Origin of the sequence: Micromonospora sp. Llam0 (assembly GCF_003751085.1) — a bacterium.
Classification (GTDB): Bacteria; Actinomycetota; Actinomycetes; order Mycobacteriales; family Micromonosporaceae; genus Micromonospora_E.
Genome location: NZ_RJJY01000002.1, coordinates 1546581 through 1569165 on the forward strand (window position 1 = coordinate 1546581; position 22585 = coordinate 1569165).

General features: G+C 66.6%; 13 protein-coding genes. 3 read left to right on the top strand and 10 right to left on the bottom strand.

The genetic code is table 11. From position 1 onward, the window contains the following. Positions 1-26 precede the first annotated feature (26 nt). Together EDC02_RS34490 and EDC02_RS34495 are read right to left on the bottom strand one after the other, a co-directional pair. Complete coding sequence (locus EDC02_RS34490; protein WP_123606342.1) at positions 27-1124, bottom strand: alkene reductase; 1098 nt, start codon at positions 1122-1124, stop codon at positions 27-29. A 43-nt stretch (positions 1125-1167) separates the two neighbouring features. After that, complete coding sequence (locus EDC02_RS34495) at positions 1168-1542, bottom strand: DoxX family protein (RefSeq protein ID WP_123606343.1); 375 nt, start codon at positions 1540-1542, stop codon at positions 1168-1170. Between the two features lie 117 nt (positions 1543-1659). Between EDC02_RS34495 and EDC02_RS34500 the strand changes: the two genes are divergently transcribed. Next, positions 1660-2157 carry a MarR family winged helix-turn-helix transcriptional regulator gene (locus EDC02_RS34500; RefSeq protein ID WP_123606344.1) on the top strand — a complete coding sequence of 166 codons (498 nt, stop codon included), beginning with the start codon at positions 1660-1662 and terminating at the stop codon, positions 2155-2157. A 519-nt stretch (positions 2158-2676) separates the two neighbouring features. Here EDC02_RS34500 and EDC02_RS39925 read toward each other — a convergent pair. The 4 genes from EDC02_RS39925 to EDC02_RS34515 form a co-directional block, all read right to left on the bottom strand. Next, positions 2677-3327 carry a hypothetical protein gene (locus EDC02_RS39925; RefSeq protein WP_148083757.1) on the bottom strand — a complete coding sequence of 217 codons (651 nt, stop codon included), beginning with the start codon at positions 3325-3327 and terminating at the stop codon, positions 2677-2679. 10 nt (positions 3328-3337) lie between these two features. Then, a complete protein-coding gene (locus EDC02_RS34505) occupies positions 3338-4114 on the bottom strand; it encodes a LamG-like jellyroll fold domain-containing protein (RefSeq protein WP_123606345.1) in 777 nt (258 codons plus the stop codon). An 89-nt stretch (positions 4115-4203) separates the two neighbouring features. After that, a complete protein-coding gene (locus EDC02_RS34510) occupies positions 4204-5226 on the bottom strand; it encodes an IS3 family transposase (protein WP_123600235.1) in 1023 nt (340 codons plus the stop codon). Next, a complete protein-coding gene (locus tag EDC02_RS34515; protein WP_123600236.1) occupies positions 5223-5651 on the bottom strand; it encodes a hypothetical protein in 429 nt (142 codons plus the stop codon). The genes EDC02_RS34510 and EDC02_RS34515 overlap by 4 nt, the downstream gene beginning before the upstream one ends. A gap of 532 nt (positions 5652-6183) precedes the next feature. Between EDC02_RS34515 and ltrA the strand changes: the two genes are divergently transcribed. Together ltrA and EDC02_RS34525 are read left to right on the top strand one after the other, a co-directional pair. Then, positions 6184-7746, top strand: a complete 1563-nt coding sequence (gene ltrA, locus EDC02_RS34520; RefSeq protein ID WP_233606590.1) for a group II intron reverse transcriptase/maturase — start codon at positions 6184-6186, stop codon at positions 7744-7746. A gap of 563 nt (positions 7747-8309) precedes the next feature. After that, positions 8310-10097 (top strand): reverse transcriptase/maturase family protein, encoded by a 1788-nt coding sequence (locus EDC02_RS34525; protein ID WP_123606347.1) that lies wholly within the window; start codon positions 8310-8312, stop codon positions 10095-10097. Here EDC02_RS34525 and EDC02_RS34530 read toward each other — a convergent pair. From EDC02_RS34530 to EDC02_RS34545, 4 genes are all read right to left on the bottom strand, one after another. After that, positions 10003-11361: an IS1634 family transposase gene (locus EDC02_RS34530; RefSeq protein ID WP_233606591.1), complete on the bottom strand. Its 1359-nt coding sequence runs from the start codon at positions 11359-11361 to the stop codon at positions 10003-10005. The two genes, EDC02_RS34525 and EDC02_RS34530, sit on opposite strands and share 95 nt — an antisense overlap. Before the next feature lie 476 nt (positions 11362-11837). Continuing rightward, complete coding sequence (locus tag EDC02_RS42990; RefSeq protein ID WP_123606348.1) at positions 11838-12065, bottom strand: DUF2283 domain-containing protein; 228 nt, start codon at positions 12063-12065, stop codon at positions 11838-11840. A 3-nt stretch (positions 12066-12068) separates the two neighbouring features. After that, a complete protein-coding gene (locus EDC02_RS34540; protein WP_123606349.1) occupies positions 12069-18860 on the bottom strand; it encodes an RHS repeat-associated core domain-containing protein in 6792 nt (2263 codons plus the stop codon). A gap of 48 nt (positions 18861-18908) precedes the next feature. After that, on the bottom strand, positions 18909-22568 hold the full coding sequence (locus EDC02_RS34545; protein ID WP_148083758.1) for a LamG-like jellyroll fold domain-containing protein: 3660 nt from the start codon (positions 22566-22568) through the stop codon (positions 18909-18911). Positions 22569-22585 lie beyond the last annotated feature (17 nt).

Consider the following 22585-nt stretch of genomic DNA (forward strand, 5'->3'; position numbering starts at 1 on the left):
CAGGGCCGCAGTGCTGCCGTCGGGGCCTATCCGGCGTCGGCCGACGTGCTGGCACCGTCCAGGAACGGGTAGTCGGTGTAGCCGTGGGCGTCACCGCCGTACACCGTCGCCTGGTCGACCTCGTTGAGCGGAGCCTGCTCACGCCAGCGGCGTACCAGGTCGGGGTTGGCGATGAACGGCCGACCGACCGCGACCGCGGTCGCCTGCCCGCTGCGTACCAGGGTCTGCGCGGTTTCCCGATCGGTGACCGACGCGAACCCGGTGTTGACGACGACCGGGCCGCCGAAGCGGGCCGACAGGTCCGCGAGCAGCGGATCGGCCGGGTCGATCGACAGGTGCAGGAAGGCCAGGCCGAGCGGGGCGATCGCGTCGACCAGCGCCCGGTAGGTGGCGGCGGTCTCGGCTGGGTCGTCCTCGACCAGCCCGTTGGCGCCGTTGGCCGGGGAGAGCCGCAGGCCGACCCGTTCCGGGCCGATCTCCTGCGCGACGGCGGCAACCGCCTCGGCGACGAACCGGGCACGGGCGGCCGGCGAACCGCCGTACCCGTCGGTACGCCGGTTGGTCGCCGGGGCGAGAAACTGGTGCAACAGGTAGCCGTTGGCGCCGTGCAGCTCGACCCCGTCGAGGCCGGCGTCGATGGCTGAGCGCGCCGCCTGCCGGAACTCGTCGACGACCTGTGGCAGCTCGTCGGTGGTCAGGGCGCGGGGCGTCGGGTACGGCTGTCTGCCGGTGGCCGTGATCATCGTGCCGTCGGCGGTGACGGCACTCGGCGCGACGGTCTCCTGCCCGTGTTTGTTGTCCGGGTGGGCGATCCGGCCGGCGTGCATCAGCTGGGCGACGATCCGCCCGTCGGCGGCGTGCACCGCGTCGGCGATCCGCCGCCAGCCGTCGACCTGCGCGGGTGTGTGCAGGCCGGGGGTGTTCGGGTAGCCCTGCCCGACGGCGCTCGGCTGCACCCCCTCGGTGATGATCAGGCCGGCGGTGGCCCGCTGCCGGTAGTAGCTGGCGGCGTGCTCGCCCGGCACCCCGTCGGGCTGCGCCCGGTTGCGGGTCATGGGCGCTATGAAGACCCGGTTGGGCAGGTTCCACTTGCCGATGGCCACCGGCTCGAACAGCTCAGGCATTGGTCAGGTCTCCCCAGGTGGTGACGTGATGTGGGCGGAATGGTCAGAAGGCGTACGGGCCGAAGCGGCCCCAGGTGACGACGGCGGCCATTGCCAGGAGGACCAGGTTGGGCAGAATCGCCGGGTACTCCTTGCGCTGGAAGTGCACGATCGCCGCGCCGATCATCATCGCGACCAGGCCCAGGGCGGCCAGCGGTACGAAGATCGGGGCGATGCCGGTGACCGCCGGCAGGATCAGGCCGATCGCGGCGAGGATCTCCAGCGCGCCGATGGTCCGGACCAGACCCATCGGGAAGTCTGCGGCGAAGCCCATCCCCTTCTCGACGAGTTTCTCCCTCGGCTGGCTGACCTTCATCACCCCGGCGCCGAGGAATGCTGCGGCGAGTGCGCCGGCGAGTACCCACAGAACGATGTTCATATCTGCCTCCGATGTCGTCACGCTTTAAGCTTGAAGCGAGGCTAGTCCGCAATGACTTCAAGCGTCAAGTGACGCAGCTCTCGTGATCACTTGACGCTTGAAGCTAGACTCGACGACATGGCCACCCCGACCGAGCAGCCGCACTGGCTCGACAAGGAGGAACTGGAGACCTGGTTCGCCCTCGCCGGCGTACTGGCCAGGCTGCCGGCGGCGCTCGACCGGCAGTTGCAGCGCGACGCCGGGATCAGCCACTTCGAGTACCAGGTGATGGCCGCGCTGTCCGAGACGCCCGAGCGCACCATGCGGATGAGCCGGCTCGCCATGATCGCCGACGGATCGCTGTCACGGCTGTCGCAGGTCGTCACCCGGCTGGAGAAACGCGGCTGGGTCAGCCGCACGCCGGACCCGACCGACGGCCGCTACACCCTCGCGACGCTGACCCACGACGGCTGGGACAAGCTGGTCGCCACGGCCCCCGGGCACGTCGCCGAGGTGCGCCGACTCGTCTTCGACCCGATGACGAAGGCCCAGTGCCGGCAGCTACGCGACATCGGCCGACGCATCACCACCACCATCGACCCCGACGACTCCTGCCTGCGCCAGCCCTCCGGTTAGCAAGGATGGCAATTCTCCCTGAAGCTTGAAAAGAACAGCTTGATCTGACTTCTCATCGATACCGTCGTCGTAATTCGGATGCCAGTTCATGTAACTGCTCAAGAGCAACATCGTCGGGTCGGACCGCAAGTCGACCTGCAACGAAGTTGTCGACTGAACGACGGAGAGCGGCAACCAGATCAAGCCGGCGGCCCAGGTTCACCTCATCTATCCACAAACAGTTTAGATCAACCGCATCCACGACGATTTGATGACCAGCAGGGTCACTCAGGACAGAAAGAAGTTCATCCATTAGCACCCCGAACGTAACGCTCCTTAGGAAAACCTCTCCATTTTCAAAGCAACCATTGCCGACACGATGACCTCACTTTGTCGCGCCCCCCACGACGGCACATTGGCGGCCGGATAGGCAGTTCAGAATAGTCAGCTGCCCCAATGAGGTGCAACTCGGCCTCGGCAAGCAACGCCGAATGGTCCTTCCCAACCATGACCCAACCACCGAGCCTTCAACTTCCTACATCAGCACCCATATTCCTTTTCGAAGTTGCCGATAAATAGCCGGATCTGATCGGCCACGAAAGTGGAGCTGAAGTCAGCGAGGCGTCTAATACTGGAAATCGCAGACCTGGCAGATGAAAGATCCCCAAGCTCAGCGCAGACAACCGCCAGTCGACCTAGTTCAAACTGGGAAATATTTGGCCTTTCCTTCAAGCTGGAAGCAATATCAGAAAAATTGGAGAATCCATCAAAATAGGGGATCGCGTACGCCCGGATGTCGGACTCGAGTAGATCGACAACTAAGTCGACGTCATCGTTGGACAGGACGCACCATCGCGGAAGCAAACCTCCTTCGCGGCCAGCCGCATCAAACAGACCTGCTAGCGAAGAGCCGACCAAGAAACCACCATCGGACAGCCCGTACAAGGAGCCCACTAAGGCCGAAACCCGACCGTGGTGAACTCCTACCGAGGGGTTCAAGGAGAGTCCAAACTCTCGCATCGACAGATCGAACCCAATCCGAAGCCCTAGATCGCCCTTGCACTTCCCCAGAACAGCGTAGTCTTCTTCGCCGGTGGCCATCTCCACCCAACCGGATCTGGCGAACCTCTCGGCGATGCTACGCCTCATGTCCCCCGTCAGATTCTGCATACCGAGTCCGTCCATTCCCACCCAGCTAAATCTACCCGATCGGGCCGCCCGCCGTTCCTGACATCTCGGCGATCATGGTCTCGTCGGCGGCTCCCGCGTACACCCGGACCTCGTCAACGACGCCGGTGAGGTACTGGCCGAAGCTCCCGTCGTGCAACGCCCGGCCCACCTGCAGGCCGCTGTTCGCCCGCCAGCCGGCCGTGTACGCGGCAGTGCCGGTCGCAGAAAGGTAGCCGTCGACGTAAAGTCTCACCTCCTGGCGCGCCGAGTCGTAGACCACCGCCAAGTGCTGGCCGAAGTAATCCCATTCCGGGTACGTCAAGTTGTCGGAGACGACTGTCGTCGTCGGGTCGGTGGTGTTCTGCTGTGGCAGGACCAGTTCCCAGCGATTCGACGCGGCGTGGCAGCGGATGACGAACCCGCTAGCCGTCGTACCAGCCTGGGACAGCACCGCCTGGTCGGTGTCTCCGCAGTTCGGGCCCGGCAACCGCACCCGTACGCCGACGGTGAAGCTGCGGTCGGTCACCGCGACCGGCCCGTCGGTCTGCGCCCAGTCGTCGACTCCGTCGAGCACCAGATGCCCATCGCCTACCAGCGGGGTCTCAACGAACGGGTCCTCGTCCATATCCGGGGCGTACAGGTGCGAATCGCCGTGTAGCCGCAGGTCCGCGCCGCCGCCGTACTCCGGGCTGTTGCCGTCGGTGGCCTCGTCCAGCGGCCAGTAGCCGAACGAGGTCGTCGGCCGAGCCGACAGGTCTCGCGCCTCGCGGGACACCAGTACGCGGTCGAAGACCGCGACGTCGGCCATGTCTCCGGCCCAGCCCGCGGTGTAGCCGCTGCCGCTGACGGCACGACCCGGAGCCTGTCAAGGCAAGTGAGACAGCTTCTTGATTTTTCTTAGCTTTGTGTTGCTGGGTGTGTGGTCGTGGGCGGGGTGGTGCTCTGGTCGGGGGCGGTGTTGTCTGGTTTGTTGATCCATGCCCGGTCCGGTAGGCGGGGCGGCTGGGGTCGGCGGCGGCCAAACCGGTGTGGGTGAGCCGCACGGGCGGCGTCGAGGGTGTGCTGGCGTTGCTGACGGATCTGTCCAGCGGTGCCGTGGTGCACCGAGGCGGGGGTGTGCAGGCCGATCCCGGAGTGCCGGTGCTCGTGGTTGTAGTAGGTGTAGAAGGCTTCGCAGTGCTGCCGGGCGTGCTGGATCGACCCGAACCGGTCGGGGAACGTGGGGTCGTACTTCAGGGTCTTGAAGCTCGCCTCGATGTACGGGTTGTCGTTGGATGTCTTGGGTCGGCTGTGACTGCGGCCGATCTTCAGGTCTGTGAGGAGTTGGGTGATGGTCTTGCAGGTCATCGCCGCGCCCCGGTCGGCGTGCACGGTCAGCTGGTCGGGGTCGACGCGTTCGCGGGCGGCGGCGTCGGCGATCAGCGCTTCGGCGAGTTGGCCGTCCTCGTGCGTGGCGACCAGGTGACCGACGACGTAGCGGGACCAGATGTCGATCACGGTGTACAGGTGGTACCAGACGCCTTTGACGGGTCCGCGTAGCTTCGTGATGTCCCAGCTCCATATCTGGTTCGCGGCGTCGGCGACGAGTTCGGGTTTGGTGCGGGCCGGGTGGGTGGCCTGGTTGCGGCGTTCGCCGTTCTGTCCAGCGGCGCGCAGGATTCGGTACATGGTGGACTCGGAGCACCACCAGCGGCCCTCGTCGAGTTCGCGTGCCCATACCTGTGCGGGTGCCAGGTCCTGGTAGGGCGGGCTGTTGAGCAGGTCGAGGACCTGCTGTCGTTCGGTTTCGGTCAGTGCGGACGGTGATGGTCTGCGGGGTGTCCGGGGCTTCGGCGGTGTCGGGTCGCGGTGGCGGTAGATGGTGGCTCGGGACAGGCCGGTCAGTCGGCACGCCGCAGCGGTGCCCCACAGTGGTGTCAGCGCGGTGTGCGCCTCGCCGAGGCCGGCGGGGGTGTCGCGGTGTCCGCGCTCTCGGAGAGCAGTTCCAAGAGCGCGTGCGCTTTTCCCATGATGTCCAGTGCTGTGCGTGTCTTGGTCAGCTCGATCTCGAGGCGGGCGTTCTGTCGACGTAGCCGGGCGAGTTCGGCTGACTCGGTGTTCTTCCGGGTCCGTTCGGTGGACTGGCGTCGGTCGGTCAGGCCTGCCGCTGCGCCCGCGTCACGGGCCTTGCGCCAGTCCAGGATGTGTGATCCGTACAGGCGTTCCCGGCGCAGGATCGCACCCCGGGCCGTGGCGTCGGGGGCCGCGTCGTATTCCGCGAGGATCCTGGCCTTGAACTCTGCGGTGAATGTCCGACGAACCGGCTTGGCGTCCAGATCGCCGGAACCGATGGACTTGTCTGCCATGCTGATGAACTCCCCTCAGACCCGTCCCGGGGAGCGTATCCCCTGGTAGACGGCCTGTCTCAACTCAGCCTGACAGAGAGGGAGACCTGGATGGGCGAACGCAAGTGAACCGTCGTCGACCCCTCGTTAACGTTGAGCCCCTTTGCTGGCAGGCGGCGGGGGTGGCAAGGGCCGGCCGGGGAAGGTCCGGCAGGTGGCACGAGAGAGGTAAGGGTCTCGGTGCGAGGACACCACTGCCCTCGGGGGATAGACGGCGCCCTGCCAGGTCGTATCTGAAGGGTGTGGAACACGGAAACCCCGTCACGCGCCGGTTGATCCGGTGGACGTGCCCGTAAGGGGCGTTGACGTGCGCGGCGGGAACAGGATGGCTCAAGAAGCGAACGCCAGGACGTCGAAAGGCACTGGGAAACGCGCGGCACGCGGCTGCTCCTCCAAGCAGTTGCCGTAGCGATAACCACCTGGATACCGGGCACGTTCCCGGACGGGAAACCGGGCTGACGTGAGCCAGGTGAGTCGTGAATGGAAGGTGCGGATGCGCAGGGAATTGCGGGGGATGTTGGACGCTTCGGCGAACAGACCCGCAGACGAGCGCTTCGACTGGTGGCCGGGCGTCGTCTGGTCGAAGGTCGAGGCGGACGTACGTGCGTTGAGGCAACGGATCTTCACGGCGGCAAAGGACGCGGACCACAAGCGGGTCCGCAGCTTGCAACGCCTGATGCTGCGGTCACGAGCGAACGTGCTCGTATCCGTGCGCCGGGTGACGCAGGACAACGCGGGACGCCACACCGCCGGGGTGGACGGTGTTGTCGTTCTCGACGACGAGTCACGGACCGCCATGGTTCAGTGGCTGTCGAAGAACGCGATGACGACGACGCCCTCGCCGGTGAGGCGTGTCTACATCCCGAAAGCGAACGGCAAACGCCGACCGCTCGGCATCCCGACGCTGATCGATCGCGCCATCCAGGCGATGGTCCGTAACGCGCTGGAGCCGGAGTGGGAAGCCCGCTTCGAGCCGGACGTCTACGGCTTCCGGCCCGGACGTGGCTGCCATGACGCCATCGAGTCGATCTTCGGCCTGTGCGGGAAGCGCAAGTCGCTTCGCGCATGGGTGCTGGACGCCGACTTGAAGGCGGCGTTCGACAACATCGACCATGACCACCTCCTGGCCATGCTGAACGGGTTCCCCGCCAGGGAACACGTCGCCGCGTGGTTGAAGGCCGGGGTCATGGAGCAGGGCGAGTATCTGCCGACCGAGGCGGGAACCCCGCAAGGTGGCATCATCTCACCGCTGCTGTTGAACATCGCCATGCACGGGATGGAGGAAGCCGCCGGGGAACGCAGGTACTCCCCGACCAGGAAGTCACAGGCGGACGGGATCGTGCCCGGCACTCCGGCCGTTGTCCGCTACGCGGACGACTTCGTGGTCATGTGCCACACCCGCGAGGAAGCCCTGGCGGTCAAGGCGCGGCTAACGGAATGGTTCAAGCCCCGAGGGCTGGCGTTCAACGAGGACAAGACACAAATCGTGCCCTTGTCCGAGGGGTTCGACTTCCTCGGGTTCACCATCAGGCGCTACCCGACCAGCGGGAAGGTCCTGACCATGCCATCCAAGGCCGCGCGGCAACGGATCCGCGACAAGCTCAGAGTCGAAGTGACCAGACGCAACGGTGCCAACGCGGCGGCGATCATCGCCGCGCTCAACCCGATCATCCGGGGATGGGCGGCGTACTACCGTATCGGAGCGTCAAAGAAGATCTACGCCCAGTTGGACTACTGGATGTGGATACGCCTTTGGCGCTGGGCGCGACGCGCGCATCCGAACAAGGGGAATCGATGGGTTCAGGCTCGCTACTGGGGACGGTTCAACCCCAGACGCGACGACCGGTGGGTGTTCGGCGACCACGACAGTGGTCGCGACCTGCGACGATTCGCATGGACTCCCATTGTCCGCCACGTGAAGGTGAAGGGCCGGGCATCCGTCGATGACCCGACCCTGACCGACTACTGGCGACAGCGCCGCAGACGGCGACCGGACCCCACCGAGATCCTGCCGACGTTCCTCCCCGCACCTGACACCGTCCTTGGACTTGCTTGAGCCGGATGCTCTGAAAGGGGCACGTCCGGTGTGCGCCGTGAGGCGCTTCGTTGTATCCCCCGCGCAGCGGGGAGGAACTGGAGGGAGGTTCCTGGGTCTGCCGGCTTACCTGGACGCGAAAGCGCGAGGGGACAAGAGCATGCCGGAAGCGTGACGGTTGTCTGGAGGCGTCCAGGGTGACGTGTCACGGGACCCGCCCGATATGGCCAAGGCTGGATTGCTTGAAGCCCAATCCCCAGCGATGAATGTGCGCATCCATCGGAATGACGCTTGAAACCGATGCCGCGTCGTGCGTCGGCATGAACCCGGAGGTCGATGCAACCTCCACGGCGTGTGGCACCGCCCAACGAGGGCGGGTGAGGGGATGAGTGGGCGGCCTACGTCGGGCTCGACACGTATGACGAAGACGTACCACGGGATCGCCTACGGGACGCGAGTCCTACGGCGACGGAGTGCCCGTAGTAGTCGCGGGAGTCACGACCCGCCAGGGAGGCCGGGAAAGCCGGACCGCAGGGCGAAGGGGCACAGGTGATCACGACGTCCAGCGATGGGAGGTACGCGTGATGCGGAACGCCGCAACGGTGCTGGGCGTCATCCGAGAACGCGGCAGGCGTGGCCTGCCGATCGAGAGGCTGTATCGGCAACTGTTCAACCCGCAGTTGTTCCTGCTGGCCTACGGGCGCATCTACGCCAACAAGGGGTCGATGACGCCCGGGGTCACGCCGGAGACCGTGGACGGCATGTCCCTGGCCAAGATCGAAGCGATCATCGACGTGCTACGTCGTGAGCGCTACCGATGGCGGCCGGTCAAGCGTGTGCATATCCCGAAGAGCAACGGGAGATCGCGCCCGCTGGGCCTGCCGACGTGGTCGGACAAACTGGTCGCTGAGGTGGTGCGCCTGCTGTTGGAGGCGTACTACGACGTCCAGTTCTCCGACCGGTCCCACGGCTTCCGTCCGGGCCGGGGCTGCCACACCGCGTTGAGTGAGGTGGTCGAGGTCTGGAAGGGAACGCACTGGTTCATCGAGGGCGACATCTCCGACTGCTTCGGGTCTCTTGATCACCAGGTCATGGGCTCGATTCTGGCGGAGAAGATCCATGACGGCCGGTTCCTGCGGTTGGTGTCCAACATGCTCACGGCCGGGTACCTGCAAGACTGGCGATGGCACGCCACGCTCAGCGGTGCGCCGCAGGGCGGAGTGGCGTCACCGGTCTTGTCGAACATCTACCTGGACCGGTTGGACCGGTTCGTCGAACAGACTCTGCTGCCTGAATACCATCAAGGCGTCCGGCGTCGGCGCCACCGCGCCTACCAAGTCGTCGTCGACCAGATCGCGAAGGCCAAACGCCACGGTGACCGTGCTGCGGTCCGGCTGCTCACGCAGCGCCGCCGCCGGATACCGAGCCAGGACCCCAACGATCCGGGCTATCGACGACTTCGGTATGTGCGCTACGCCGACGACTGGCTGCTGGGGTTCGCCGGACCGCGGCACGAAGCCGAACAGATCAAGACACGGATCGCGACGTTCCTGCGCGAGGAACTCAAGCTGGAACTCTCGCCATCCAAGACGTTGATCACCCACGCCACCAGCCAGGCGGCGCAGTTCCTCGGCTACGAGATCAAGACGCAACACTCGGACACGAAGATCACCCGGGGCCGCCGAGCGGCCAACGGGGCAATCGGACTGTTCGTGCCCCGCGACGTCATCAGACAGCGATGCGCGAACTACCTGCGCGAAGGCAAACCCGCCCAACGCGGTGCGCTGCTTCACGACGACGACTTCACCATCGTCGCGAAGTACCAGGCCGAGTACCGGGGCCTGGTCCAGTACTACCTCCTCGCCCAGGACGTGTTCCGCCTGGACACCCTGCGCTGGGTCATGGAGACCTCCATGCTCAAGACCCTCGCAGGCAAACACCGGTCCACCGTCACGAAGATGGCCCGCAAGTACAAGACGGTCATCGGCACCCCTGACGGGCCACGGACCTGTTTCCAGGTCACCGTCCCCCGGGACCGAGGCAGGAAGCCACTGGTCGCCCGTTTCGGTGGGATACCGCTCCGCCGCCAACGCGCAGCGGTCCTGACCGACATGTCACCGATCATGGCCAGCACCAACCGCAACGAACTGATCCACCGGCTGCTGGCCGGACGATGCGAGCTCTGCGAGTCCACCGACAGGTTGGAAGTCCATCACCTGCGGAAACTCGCCGACCTCAACCGCCGCGATCGACCCGACAAACCCGCGTGGGTGCACCTCATGGCCAAACGGCGCCGCAAGACCCTCGTGATCTGCCGGAACTGCCACGAGGACATCCACGCCGGTCGGACACGCACATCCACCCGGAACTGACCACTGGAGAGCCGTGTGTCAGGGAAACCGACCAGCACGGTTCGGGAAGAGGCCGACGGAAAAGGACCCACACCATGGGCACCTCGCCGGCGGCCCACTTCACTCTGAGGGGGCCCCGACCCAGCAATGGGTCGGGGCTACCCGACAGTCCGACCAGCTTGCGTGCCCTGGCCAGGGACGCTTCGTCGAGGGTGCGGGCGTCGCCGTTGATGGTGACGAACCTCGGAGTCCGTGCCGCCTTCTCCCCGGCGATGACGGCCCGCGCCTTCGCTTCCTGGGCGTTGAGTGTCCTGTTGTCCCGGGCGGCGCGGCTGGCGGAGTACGCCCACACCGCCCGCCATGAACGGGTGTGGGTTTTCGGGTGCCACACCGGTTCGGCCTTGAGGGCGGGGTCGTTGTCGCGGTTGGCGCCGGTGCGGGGGGTGACGGTGTCGATGGTCTGTCCGTCGGTGAAGTGGTCGCCATGCCAGCGGTAGTGCGACTCGAGGTCGATCGGCGCCTTGGTGGTGCGTGAACCGACGATGAAGCCGAGGCCGGCGTCGTCGAGTTCGCGTAGGTTGGTCGCCGAGAGCATGCCGGCGTCGGCGACGATGACCATGCCGGTGATCTGGTGGCGGGCCTGGAACTGGCGGATGACCGGCAGCAACGTCAACGTTTCGGCCTTGCTGCCGGCGAAGCAGCCGATCTCCAACGGGAACCCGTGCCGGTCGACCAGCAGCCCGACGACGATCTGCGGGTCCACCCGCCGCTCTTTGGAGTAGCCGACCCTGCGCAGGTCGTCCTCTTTCTCGGCTTCGAAGTACAACGTGGTCACGTCGTACAGGCACAGGCTGACGTCGCCGTTGTTCATGGCGTGGGCGAAGCACAGCCGCGCGATCTGGTCCCGGTACGCGCCTGTGTGGGCGCGGGTCAGGGTGCGGCGCATCGTCTTCTCGCTGGCCGGCTGACACCCCAGGTCGGTCAGTACCCGGCCGGTGTCGCGGATCGAGGTCGGTTCCACGATCCGCGCGATCGCCAGGTCCCGGAACACCTTGTCGTCCAGGGCGTCGAACCCGAGGCAGGTGAACACCGAGGCCAGCGCCTCGTACAGCACCCGCGACGCCGTCGACACCACCCGCGGCGCGGCGACCGCCGCCGGCCCACGCTCCGACGAACCGGCGACTTCGAACAGCCCCGCGTCGCTGGCCGGGCCGATCAGTGTCGTCCTCTGCGCGCCCGGGGCGACACCGAGGTCGAACTCGCCCTGACCGGGATCGGCGAGCAACTCGCGGGGCCCGTGCCCATCAGCAGCCCCAACTCGGCCTCGGTATGCGCCGAGCCCACATGAGCCACGATCCGCCGACGTCCCCCGACGGACTCGGCGATCTGCACCGCCGTCGCGCCCGAGGCCGTCCGCACCCGCCGAATCCACGCCATGAACCCGAGCGTAAGGGGAACCGTTAGTGCCTCAGAAACACCCCACCAGCACCCAACACCCCAGGTCAGAGCGCTACCCACCGTCGCGCCGGAAGCCGGTGACCGAAGTCAGGACTGACGCAGCGCCACCGGCTGTTCGTCGCCGTGGACGTACAGGGGTCATCGTGGTCAGCTCCGGGTCGTACGCGGCCGCCAGGCCGCGCCCATCCTGCATAGACCCCCGAATTCCTCCCAAACTCCCACCTCAGCCAGCCCTCAGCCGACTACGCAACGACCCTGACCGATCGGCGGACTACTAACAATAGCCGAAAACCGTTGATCGCTTCACACTCTTTCCGCCTGATCGATTAGAGTTCGCGGCAACTTCGATGCAGCACCAAGCACCTCCACCCCCACAAGCCTGCCACTATCATCGAAGTCGAGATTGATCATTCCACCGACGCGAATTGGATCACATGGGTACATAGAGGCAACCCCACTAGGTCCCACCTCACCCAGATAGATATAGGCCGCATCAGCCTTCGCATCGTAAGTCACCCTAAACTCAGCCACTACTTAACGACCACCTTGGAGTCGACGAATATACGCCTTGTCGACGTTTGTCATAACTGTATTTACGTTTCCATCGACAGTCTTAGCAATGAATATCTTTGAGCGAGGGTCGTAGTAGCCCATTTTCCACTGCCCATCATGCCGATAGGAGAACGGTTGCCTGTCAAGGACAGCCCTAGCCTGCGATTCAGAGACGCCACGCCCCTTCAACCGCTCCAGGGCATGCCCGGTAAAATCATCAGCCTCCTCAACGACATCATCTAACACTTCCTCGTAAGTGATGTCACCGATACCTTCGCATTCACACGAATCAGCATGACCGTCAAAGTATCCACCACAGTTGTGCACCAGCACCGGGGCTACCCCGACCGCCACATGGTAGGTGTGGATGTCGTCGATGGTGAGGTTGTGGACCCTCTGGGTCTGGGTCCACTGCCGGACGGCGGTGATCTGGACCCACGTACCGGCGGAGGTCTGCAGCCACTGCCCGGCTGTCAGGTCGCCAGCATGGAGCCACTCGCCTGTATCGGGCGCCCAGAACGGGTGGGTATCGGTGGCAACCAGAACACCTTCGGCGTCGCCTCGGTCACTGTCGGTGTCCACGATGATCTCGACCAGTTCCTTGACACCGTGCCCGGTAATCGTGGCGACGACCGCCTTCGCCTCCGACTCACCGGTCTCCGGATCAGTCGCGATCACCAGATCGCCGACCTCGAGCTCATCGATCGGCTTCGTCGAACCATCGGCGAGCAGCACCAACGTGCCCGGCACAAAACTGTGCCTCGTCGGACAGCTACCCAGGTCGTCGAGTTTCCTGCGGCTGCTGAAGAACTTGCCAACAGCCTTCTTCAACTGGCCGCCCAGGTTCCACAATCGGTTCACCAGGGCACCAACGTGGTCCAACTTGTTCCAGTATCGGGCCGCTAGCTTCCCCGCCGCACCACCCACCGCCGTCAACACGACGTTCAACGCCGTCGTCGCACAAGCCGCCAGATCACCGTTGATGAAACAGTCGACCGCATCGGTGATCCCTAACTCGTCCATCAAAATCTGGCCGAGCTCCTTCGCCACCGCCACAACGACCTGCTTCGCGTCCTCCACATCCCGACGCGCCTGCGCCACCTCCGGCGGCACCGTCGACACCGGCGGCGGCCGCGGCACCACCGTCCACCGGTTCGACGACATCGAGTACACCAACTGCTCACCGTACTTCTTCCAGTACGCGTCTTCCTCCGCACCACTACCCGTCGCCAACGGCCGCAGACCATCCGGATCCGCAAACGACACCGGCGAATTGTTTGCATACGCGTACCCGTGCATTTGCTGCGGATCACTCACATCGATGATCGGATCCACCGAAATGAACCGACCAGTCTGCGGGTCATACTCCCGCGCACCTAGATGCGTCAACCCCGTCGATGCGTCCTCCGTACCACCAACGAAGCCCTTCTCACCCAACCACTGACCAACCCCCGGCTGAGTGCCGCGCGGCGTGCCGAACGGCGCCATCCGCCGATGCGTGATCTGCCCCGTCGCTCCGTCCACCGCGGCCTGCCCGGAACCGTGATGATCCGCAGCCTGCACCTGCACACCCGCGACCGTTCGCACCACCGTCAACTGACCGCCGACCGGGTAGTAGCGCGTCCCATCGACCACCGAGTTGGAGCGGTTCAGCTTCAACTCCATGTTCGGCAGATACACCGTGATCGAATCCGGATCCTTCCGGACCAACCGACCGCCATCGGCGTCGTAGACGAAACTGGTGGTCTTCCCGTCCTCGGTGACCGACTCCAGCCGGCCCTCGGCGTTCCAGACCAGGTCCTGCTCCTCGCCGACCCGGACCCGCTTCGTCGTGTTGCCCGCCGCATCGTACTCGTACGAGTACAATCGGTCACCCGCCGAAGTCTCCTCGACCACCTGCGACAACGTGTGCGGCTGTGCCTGACCCGGCTGCGGATACGAATACGTCCGCTCCACCTCGTCGGCCCCACCTGCGGCGTGGATCGTCTCGCTCAGCCGGTTACCAGCCAGGTCGTAGCTGTAGGAGTGGTGGTACGGCGCCGGTCCGCCCACCCCGCTGGTGCCCGGCCCACCCGCACACGAATCACTCGCGGTGGTCGCCGTGCTCCACGCCCGCGTCATCCGCCGCAGATAGTCGTACTGGAAACACTGGATGTCCCGCACTCCGGAGCCCGGCCGGTCAGCGATCGACAGGACGTTACCGGCGTCGTCGTACTCGTAGTGCTGGTCGATGTCGCTGGTCGGCACCATCGGATTCTCGCCCGAAAATGCCTGCCTGCTCAGCATCGACCGGGTCAGCCGCTTGGTGCCCTCTTCGTAGAAGTAGGTGCCGTAGACCTTACGGCTACCGACGCTGGTTTCAGCCTGCAACAGCTCGCCCGTCTGCGCGTACTCAGCCCGGCTGAGGTACGTATACATCCAGTTGCTGATCTTGGTAACCCGCTGCAGATCGTCGTAGCTGTAAACAATCGTTTCGCCCGAAAGCCCGCCGCTTTCAGGGAAGCTCGTGCTCTGTACGGTTCCGTCATTGTTGTACTGAGTGAAGAATCGATAGGTCCCGGCGAGTTCGGCGTGGGTGTCTGCCTCTGGGATGAAGTAGCGGGTCTCCTGCACCCGATAAAAGGCATCTCTAGCCGGGTAGATGACGTGGTACTTGTGACCGCCGTCGGCGATGCGGGTGGCGAAGTAGAGCTGCCCCTTCGCGATGGTGTCGTAGCCCCACTCCGCCAGCTTGGTGCCGGTTCCGACCGAGCCCTCATAGGTGCCGGTCTTGCGGCCGAGCACATCGTAAGTGTGACTGATCGTGATGCCCCGACCGTCCGTGGCGGAGGTCAACTGGTCGTAGTCGTTGTAGGTGAAGGTGCTGGTTCCGCTGTCCGGGTCGACCGCTTCGATCTTGCGACCCCGTTGGTCGTACCCATAGGTCCACACGTTGCCGGCCGGGTCGGTGACGCTGGCCTGCTGACCGGCTGGAGTGTAGGTGTACGTGGTGCTGTCGAAGCTGCCACTCGTCCCGGCACCGTGGTACTGCCGTAGCTCGACGACCTGACCGCGGGCATCGGTGATGGTGGTCGTCGGGGTGCCGCCCGTCGGCGGGTCGACATGCACCCGGTCCCCGCCGTACGTGGTGACCGTCCGCCACTTCTCCTGACCGGCGACCTGGGTGATGGTGTCGGTGACCCGGTCAACGCCGTCGTACTGATACACCGTCTGCAGGTCGACATCGCCGTTGACCGTCTTCAGCAGAGTGCTTGACGGGGCACCGGAGGCGTGGAACTTGTCGTTGACCTTCGCCACCTTGCCGGTAGCGGTGTAGAAGGTTTCCGAGACGAGCCGTCCACCGTCCGGTCCAGGGACCTGGATCTGCCGAGGGCGCAGGAAGCCGTCATAAATCGTGTACTCAGGAGTCAGCCAGTTACCGGCACTGTCGCGCCGCTCGGTCTTCACCGAGACAGGTGCGTTGTCCTGGTTCCGGTAGGTGTATTGAATGCGTGGGCTATCCGGGTGAGTCGTCCTTGGACGGTGCGGCAGCCAGACCCGGACGGCGCGACCAAGCTTGTCGTACTCGACGTCGGTGCGCTTGCCGTTCCAGTCGATCTGGGTAACCGGCTGTCCCCACGCCGGGTGGTAGTCGGTGGTCGCGATGAACCGGGTGTCGGCGGTGCCGACCCGGATCTGCGGTCCCGTCTCCATCTTGCGGGTGGTCAGACCGTTCGTCTCGGTGTAGGCGATGTTGGTGACCGCGCCGGAGCCGTCCTGCGCCGTCAGCGGCCGGCCGTACATGTCGAAGGTGCCCTCACCGACGGTGACATAGCTCGCGGCGGAACCGCTGTGGCTGGCGAGCTTCTCGATCCGGGTGGCGTTGCCCTTGGTCGGCGTCGCACCGTATGCCTGGCCGTCGTACGAGGTCCGGTTGTCGGTCAGCAGTTGGGCCGCCAGGTCCGGGTTGGTGACCGAGCAGGCGACCGAGACGGTCTCCTCTCGGGCGACCAGGGTCCGTAGCCGCAGGCTGTGGTTGTCGGCGTAGGTGGTCCGGGTGCACTGGTCGTCGGCGGCGGTGCTGACGTCGCCGAGATCCTCGACCTGCGTGACCCGCCCGACCGGGTCGGTGTAACCGCTGGTCGCCGGGTCGTACGTGGTGATCGACTTCGTTTCCCGCCAGCCGCCGCCAGCCAGCGCGGTGAAGCCCCGACTGACCCGCGACTTGACGAAGAACGCCCGATCGGTGCCCCACGGCCGGCTGTAGCTGGCGGTCTCGTAACGCCACGGGCTGGTCACCGACTTGCTGCTGACCTGGGAGCCGTTGTAGACGGCGGTCTCGATCTCGAAGCCGGCGAGTTCGTCGTGGTCGGTGTGGGAAGTGCCGACCGAGTCGGTACGGGTGACCGTGCGGGTGCCGCCGGCCGGGTTCTTGTCGCCGTGCATGCCGCGCAGGTAGGTGTGCTCGGTGCGGGTGGTGAAGGTCTCGCCGTCGCCGCGCCGGACGCGCACCTTCTCGTAGCCGCGCCACTGGTTCCAGGTCAGCAACTCGGTGTCACCGATGCCGTCCGGGTCGGCGTGCCGCCAGGCCGCGTCGCCCAGGTACTCGTAGCTGGTCACCATGTCCGGGGCCAGGGCGGTGCCGGGCTCGACGTTCGTGCGGTCCGTTTCGGTGACCGACTCGACGACGTACTTGTGGAACCAGTCGGTGATCGGATTCACCTCGCCGCTCGGCGACCACTTCACCGGGTAGCAGCGGCGGGTGCTGTTGCCGGGGGTCGGCAGCGAGTTGGCCGAGCAGTCCGGCGACTTGTAGGCGACGTCGACCTGACCGCCGGAGTCGGTGTAGACGGTGGTCAGTCGAGGCCGGATCAGCGGGGCGACGTTGTCGCCGGGGATGTCGATCCGGTTGGGCAGCTGCAGCGGACCCAACTCGACCGAGGGCACGGTCAGCGGGTCGCCGCCACCGTAGCGGCCCTGGTGGTCGATCTTGTGCAGCCACAGCGACCGGCTGCCGTCGGCGTTGTTGGTGAACAGGTGGGTCAGTTTCCACGAGTCGACCGGCGTCCATCCGCTGGCGGTGCGGATCTCGGTGGTGATCTGACTGACCCGCTTGCGGGTCCAGAAGCTGGGTGACGACTGGCCGGCTGTGCAATGGGTTCCAGCAGCGCAGTTGCGGTCCCACGGCACGTCGGGCCAGGAGTTGGCCGTGCTGTTGTTCAACTGACCCGGCGCGCAGGTGATGCTGCCACTCGGGATGCACCGTTCGGCGTCGGTGAATACCACCCGGGCCGGTGCCGGGGTGGAGTAGACCGCGTTGTGCCGCTGACCGTAGTCGATCCGCTTGAGCCAACCACCTCGGTGGTACACGGTGCCGTTGACGGTGGTCTGCGCCCGCAGCGCGTAGTGATTCGTCTCCCGCTCGTAGAAGTACGAGGTGACGTTGCCGTGCCGGTCCTTGACGTAGTCGAGGTTCCACCGCCAGGCCTGGTGGCACCAGGCGTTCGCCAGTGTCGCGTTGTAGCAGGGTTCGCCGCTGTCGTCGCCGAAGACCGGCACCGTCCACACCGAGTTGGTTTCGGCGTTGCCGGACGCCCATCCGGGCAGCCGGTTCAGCCCGAAGTAGTGCTCGGTGCCGTCGATCGTGGTGACCTTCCAGAACTCGCGGTCGTTGTCACCGTTGACGGCGCCGTCGACCGTCCCGCTGTACCGCTCGATCTTCGACCCGTCGTCGTTGGCGAACCGCCAGGTGCTGCCGGTCCGCACCAGCGTGCTGGACCGTCCGTTGAGCATGAGTACGGCGTTGTCGTGCGCCCAGCACAGGTCGCCCATGCCGTCACGGCCGTCGTCAAGACAGGTGTTGTAGCGGCGTTCGACGTACCCGGGGTCGTAGCTGAAGCCCTCACCCAGCCAGGAGCCCTGGTTGTTGGTGGTCGCGGTCCGCCCGTCGGTGGCCTGCGAGTTGTAACCGAGCACCACCGACGGGGTCAGCCCGCCCGGCACCGGCGGCACCCGCATCGGGTACGACCAGTTGAACGCACCCGACGACGGTGACACGTTCCACTTCGACGACGGAGCGAACTCGGTCGCGGCGAAGCTGCCCTGCGCGGAAGCCTCCGAAGCGACCATCGCGTACAGCGCCGAGCCGGCACCGACGTCGATCGTGGCGGTGAGGGTGTCCGCTCCCGCGTTGTTGACCGCCGGTACCGGCTGCGGCGCGCACGCCGACGCGTCCGGCGTGGTCAACGCGCAGTCGGGCAACCGGACCAGCCGCAGTCGGGCACCGAAATCGCCGCCGTACGCATCGGCGATCCCGGCGTAGCTCAACGCCACCCGGACGGTGCCGGCACCGGTCTCGCCGGCGGCCCGCCCGATCCGGGTGACCGGTCCGTCGACCTTCGCTTTCGTCGACACCGCGCGGTCGAGGGTCTGCACCCGCACCCTGCTCGGCGGCGCGGCGCCGGCCGCCCGGCCCGTCCCGCTGGTCGGACTGGCCACTGGCGTCACCGGCACCTCCACCGTCCCGACCGCCGGCCAGGCAACCTCCGGTGCGGTACGCAGCGCCGCCTGCACCACCGGGTTCGGCTCGCGGGGCGGCACCGGAGCCGCCGGGCGGTCCGGGGCCGACTTGTCATGTTGCTGGACGGCCGGTGCCCCGGAGGATGGCTCGGCCTGGGCCGGGCTCTCCACCCCCTGCAGCAGGCCGGCGGCGACGACGACCGCCGTCGCCCAGGTGACAGCGGCGGTCAGCCGTCGACGGCTGACCGGGGTCGTAGCCAGAATCCGGGAACTCATCACCACTCCAAGGGCCGGGCGAAGCGGGCGGGAAAGCGAGGCATCGGGTCAGAGGTACGGGTTCGGATCGATGGAGGTCATCAGCTGGATCGTCTCGTCGTCGGCGACCCCGGTGTAGACGCGTACCTCGTCGACGACACCGCCGAGGTACTGGCCGAAGCCGCCGTTGTGCAGCGCCCGGCCCACCTGCAGGGGTCCGTCCGCCCGCCAGCCGGCGGTGTAGGTGGCGGCGGCGGTCACGGCGACCTCGCCGTTGACGAACAGCCGCAGCTCGTTGCGGAACGCGTCGTAGACCACCGCTAGGTGCTGGCCGTACTGGTCGGCACTTGGCAACTGTTCACCATCGAAGACCAGGGTGGTCTGCGGGTCGTTGTTGTCGCTGTGCGGCAGCACCAGCTCCCAGCGGTTGGCGCTGCCGCAGCGGATGACGAATCCGCTCGCGACGGTGCCTGCCTGGGAGAGCACCGCCTGATCCCGGTCACCACAGGTCGGGCTGGGCAACCGGACCCGGGCGGCGACGGTGAAGCTGCCGTCGGTCACCGCCACCGGCGCGTCGGTGCGGGCCCGGTCGTCGACCCCGTCGAGTACCAGATGTCCGCCGCCGACCAGCGGTGGTTCGGCGAACGGGTCTGCGTCGACGTCCGGTGCGTACAGGTGGGCACCGTTTTCCAACAGCAGCTCCTGGCCGTTCTCGTCGTCGTATTCGGGGCTGCGGTCGCCGGAGACGTCGTCCAACGGCCAGTAGCCGAGGCGGATAGGCCGCAGTGTGGACAGTTCGCTGACCTCCCGGGGCACCAGCACCCGGTCGTAGACGGCGATGTCGGCCAGCTCGCCGGCCCAGCCGGCGGTGTGGGCGCTGCGGGCGTACGCCCGACCGATCTGCACCGCGCCCCGGGACTTCCACGCCGACCGACGCTGCGCCGTCGGCTGGACGTCCCCGTTGACGTACAGCGTCATCGTCTTGAGCTCCGGGTCGTACGCGGCTGCCAGATGAGTCCATTCGTCGCGAATCGCCGGGGCGGTGCTGGTCACCGACCAGCCGCCCAGCGACAGCACGTCCGTCGACGGGATCGCGAACTCCCACTTGCCGGTGGCGGCGTCGAAGCCGAGGGTGAAGCCGGGCTCGCCGCTGCCGTCCTGGCTGACCGCGACCCGGTCGGTGGTGTCGTCGGTGAGCCGCACCCAGGCGCTGGCTCCGAACCCGCTCGACGTGTCGACCAGCGCCGAGCTGGTGGTGGCCAGGTAGCTTTCGGCGGCGTCGCCGGTGAACTGTATTGCCCGGTCGAACTGGCACTCGGAGCCGGAATCACCGCAGCCCGGCCCGGACACCCCGAACGTCACCCCGGCCCCGGCGACCGCCGGATGGTTGCCCCGGGCGTCCTCGGCCGACACGGCACCGGCCGCCTCGCCGAGCCCCCACTCGCCGGCCGCCAGCCGGGTCGGCACGGATATCACGCAGGTGGCGATCGCCGACCGCAGGCCGGACTGGTCGACCGCCTGCACCGTCACGATGTTCGGAGCGTCATCGACCGGCATCCAGCGCAGTGACACCGGGCCGCCGGGGCTGGTCGGCACCAGTTCGTTGTCCGGCAACGGGTTGGTGTTGAACCCGTACAGGTAGCGGACGGTGTCGGTGGAGACCGAGTCGAAAATGAAGGTGCCGTAGATGCCGACCCCGCCCCGGTGCTGGTCGTCCTCGACGCAGGCGCTGGTGTGCTCACTGGCGTCGAGCGGCAGATACTCCGGAGAGTCGATGTCCGGCGCGGCCGGCGCGGTGGAGTCGTAGACGAACTGGCAGGCGGTCTGGGTGCTGCCTTCCCAGCTCCACGGCCCCCAGACCTCCGAGTCGCCGGCCTGCACCTCCCAGGTGATCGGCGTGTTCTGCGGGATGTTCGATGGCAGGGTGTACTGGAAGCGGGAACCGCTGGCCTTCCACCCGGTGGTGACGTAGTTGTTGACCCGGGTGCCGGCCGAGTCGTACCAGTAGTAGAGGATCTGGCCCCGGACATCCTCGGTGTGCGACGAGCTGTGGTCCGGGTCGCGTAGCACCATGAACAGCGTCGGCGGGGTGTCCACGTACGGTCGGTTGGTGCCGGTGACGCACTGGCCACCGGGTGACATGGTCAACTCGGACTGCTTCGGTTGGCTCGGTGTCCGGTTGTAGTGCACAGCCAGGAGCGCGTTTCCGCAGAACCGCTTGAACGCCGTCTGGTCGTTCTCGTCCGTGGCGGCGAGTCCGAACGTGGTCGTCGACCAGCCCTTGGTCACAGCTTCCCGCACCGCTGCGGTGGCGGTGAAGCCGACGTTCTGGTTCGTCGAGGTGCAGGAGTCCTTCTTCGCGGTCGGTGCCTTCGTCTGCAGCAGGACGCCGAGCGCCGGTTTGTTGTTCCAGTTCGTGCCGGAGCTGATGCCGGACGACGCCCGGTACAACGAGACGTTCTTCGGGGTCGAGTTGTACGTGTGGGTCATCGTCACCCGGAACTCCGCGCTCAGGATGGTCCGCCCCGCGTACGGTGTGGGCAGCGCGTAGTAGATCCGCTTCTTCCCGACCTTGTTGCACTGCCCGGAGTTGACCGGGCAGTTGCCGACGCCTTCGGTGCCGGAGAACTTGTGGTACGACATGTGCGGGTAGCCGCTGGCAACCATCGCCCAGTCGCTCCTGCGGGTGTCCTGCCAGACCGGGTCGATGTAGACCGGCCAGCGGGTGTCGGGATCGGTGAGCATCGCCTGGTCGGGCAGCAGGGTGAGGGTGTCGCCGTCGATCCGCCAGCCGATCGGTGCCTGGCTGGCACCCGGCGGGGCGGACTCGGTGGCGTCGACACCGGTCGCGTCTCCGGCGTCGGGAGCGGTCCGGCCCGGCGTCGCGGCGTCGGTGCCGGCGGTGTCGTCACCCGAGTCCCACATCGCCGGTGCGGCGGCCTCCAGCACCGGCGCGCCGGACATCGTGTCGACGGCGGCCAGCCCACCTTCGAGGCCGTCCTGCACGGTCAGCCCGGCGGTGGCCAGGCCGAACTCCAGCTCGGCCAGCTCTGGCTGCTGTGCCGCCTCCGGGGTCTTGACCACGAGTACGTGGGAGAAACCGGTGACCTCGACATCGACCACCAGGTCCACGTCGGGCAGCACCTCGGCGTAGATGGCCTGGTCACCGTCGACCGTCGGCTCCGGCAGGGCACCGGGCCAGTCGAGGGTCATGCTGCGGCCGGCGCGCTGCACCCGTACCAGGGGGGTGTCGCCACCACCGGAGAGCCGCAGCCCGAGGGTGGCGGCCCGGGGGCCGATGCTGCCGTCGGCGGCGGTGACCAGGGTCGCGTCGGTCGGCACCCATTGGCCGTCGCGGACCACCCGGAACGGCTGGGCGTGCTGCACCGAAGTCAGCGTGCCGTCCGGGTTGGCGAACGTCTGGGTGCTCTCACCCTGCAGGGCACCGATTTCGACCCGCTCACCGATGTCGACGGCGTGGGCGAACGCCTCGGCTTCGGTCTGCCGGACCGGCTCCGCGCCGTCCACGGCCGGTGCCGGTGCCGATTCGTCCGATTCTGCCGCCGGTGCGGGGGCGGCCTGCGCCGTCCGGTCCGGGGCCGCCACCGCCGGGCTGGACACCACCGCGTACGCGGTCAGCAGCCCGGCCAGGCCGAGGCTCAGCCCGAGCCGGCGTCGGACACTGAACTTCGTGTTGCCACCGATCATGTCGCGGTCCTCCCCCGTCACGCCGTTCCACCTGTCGA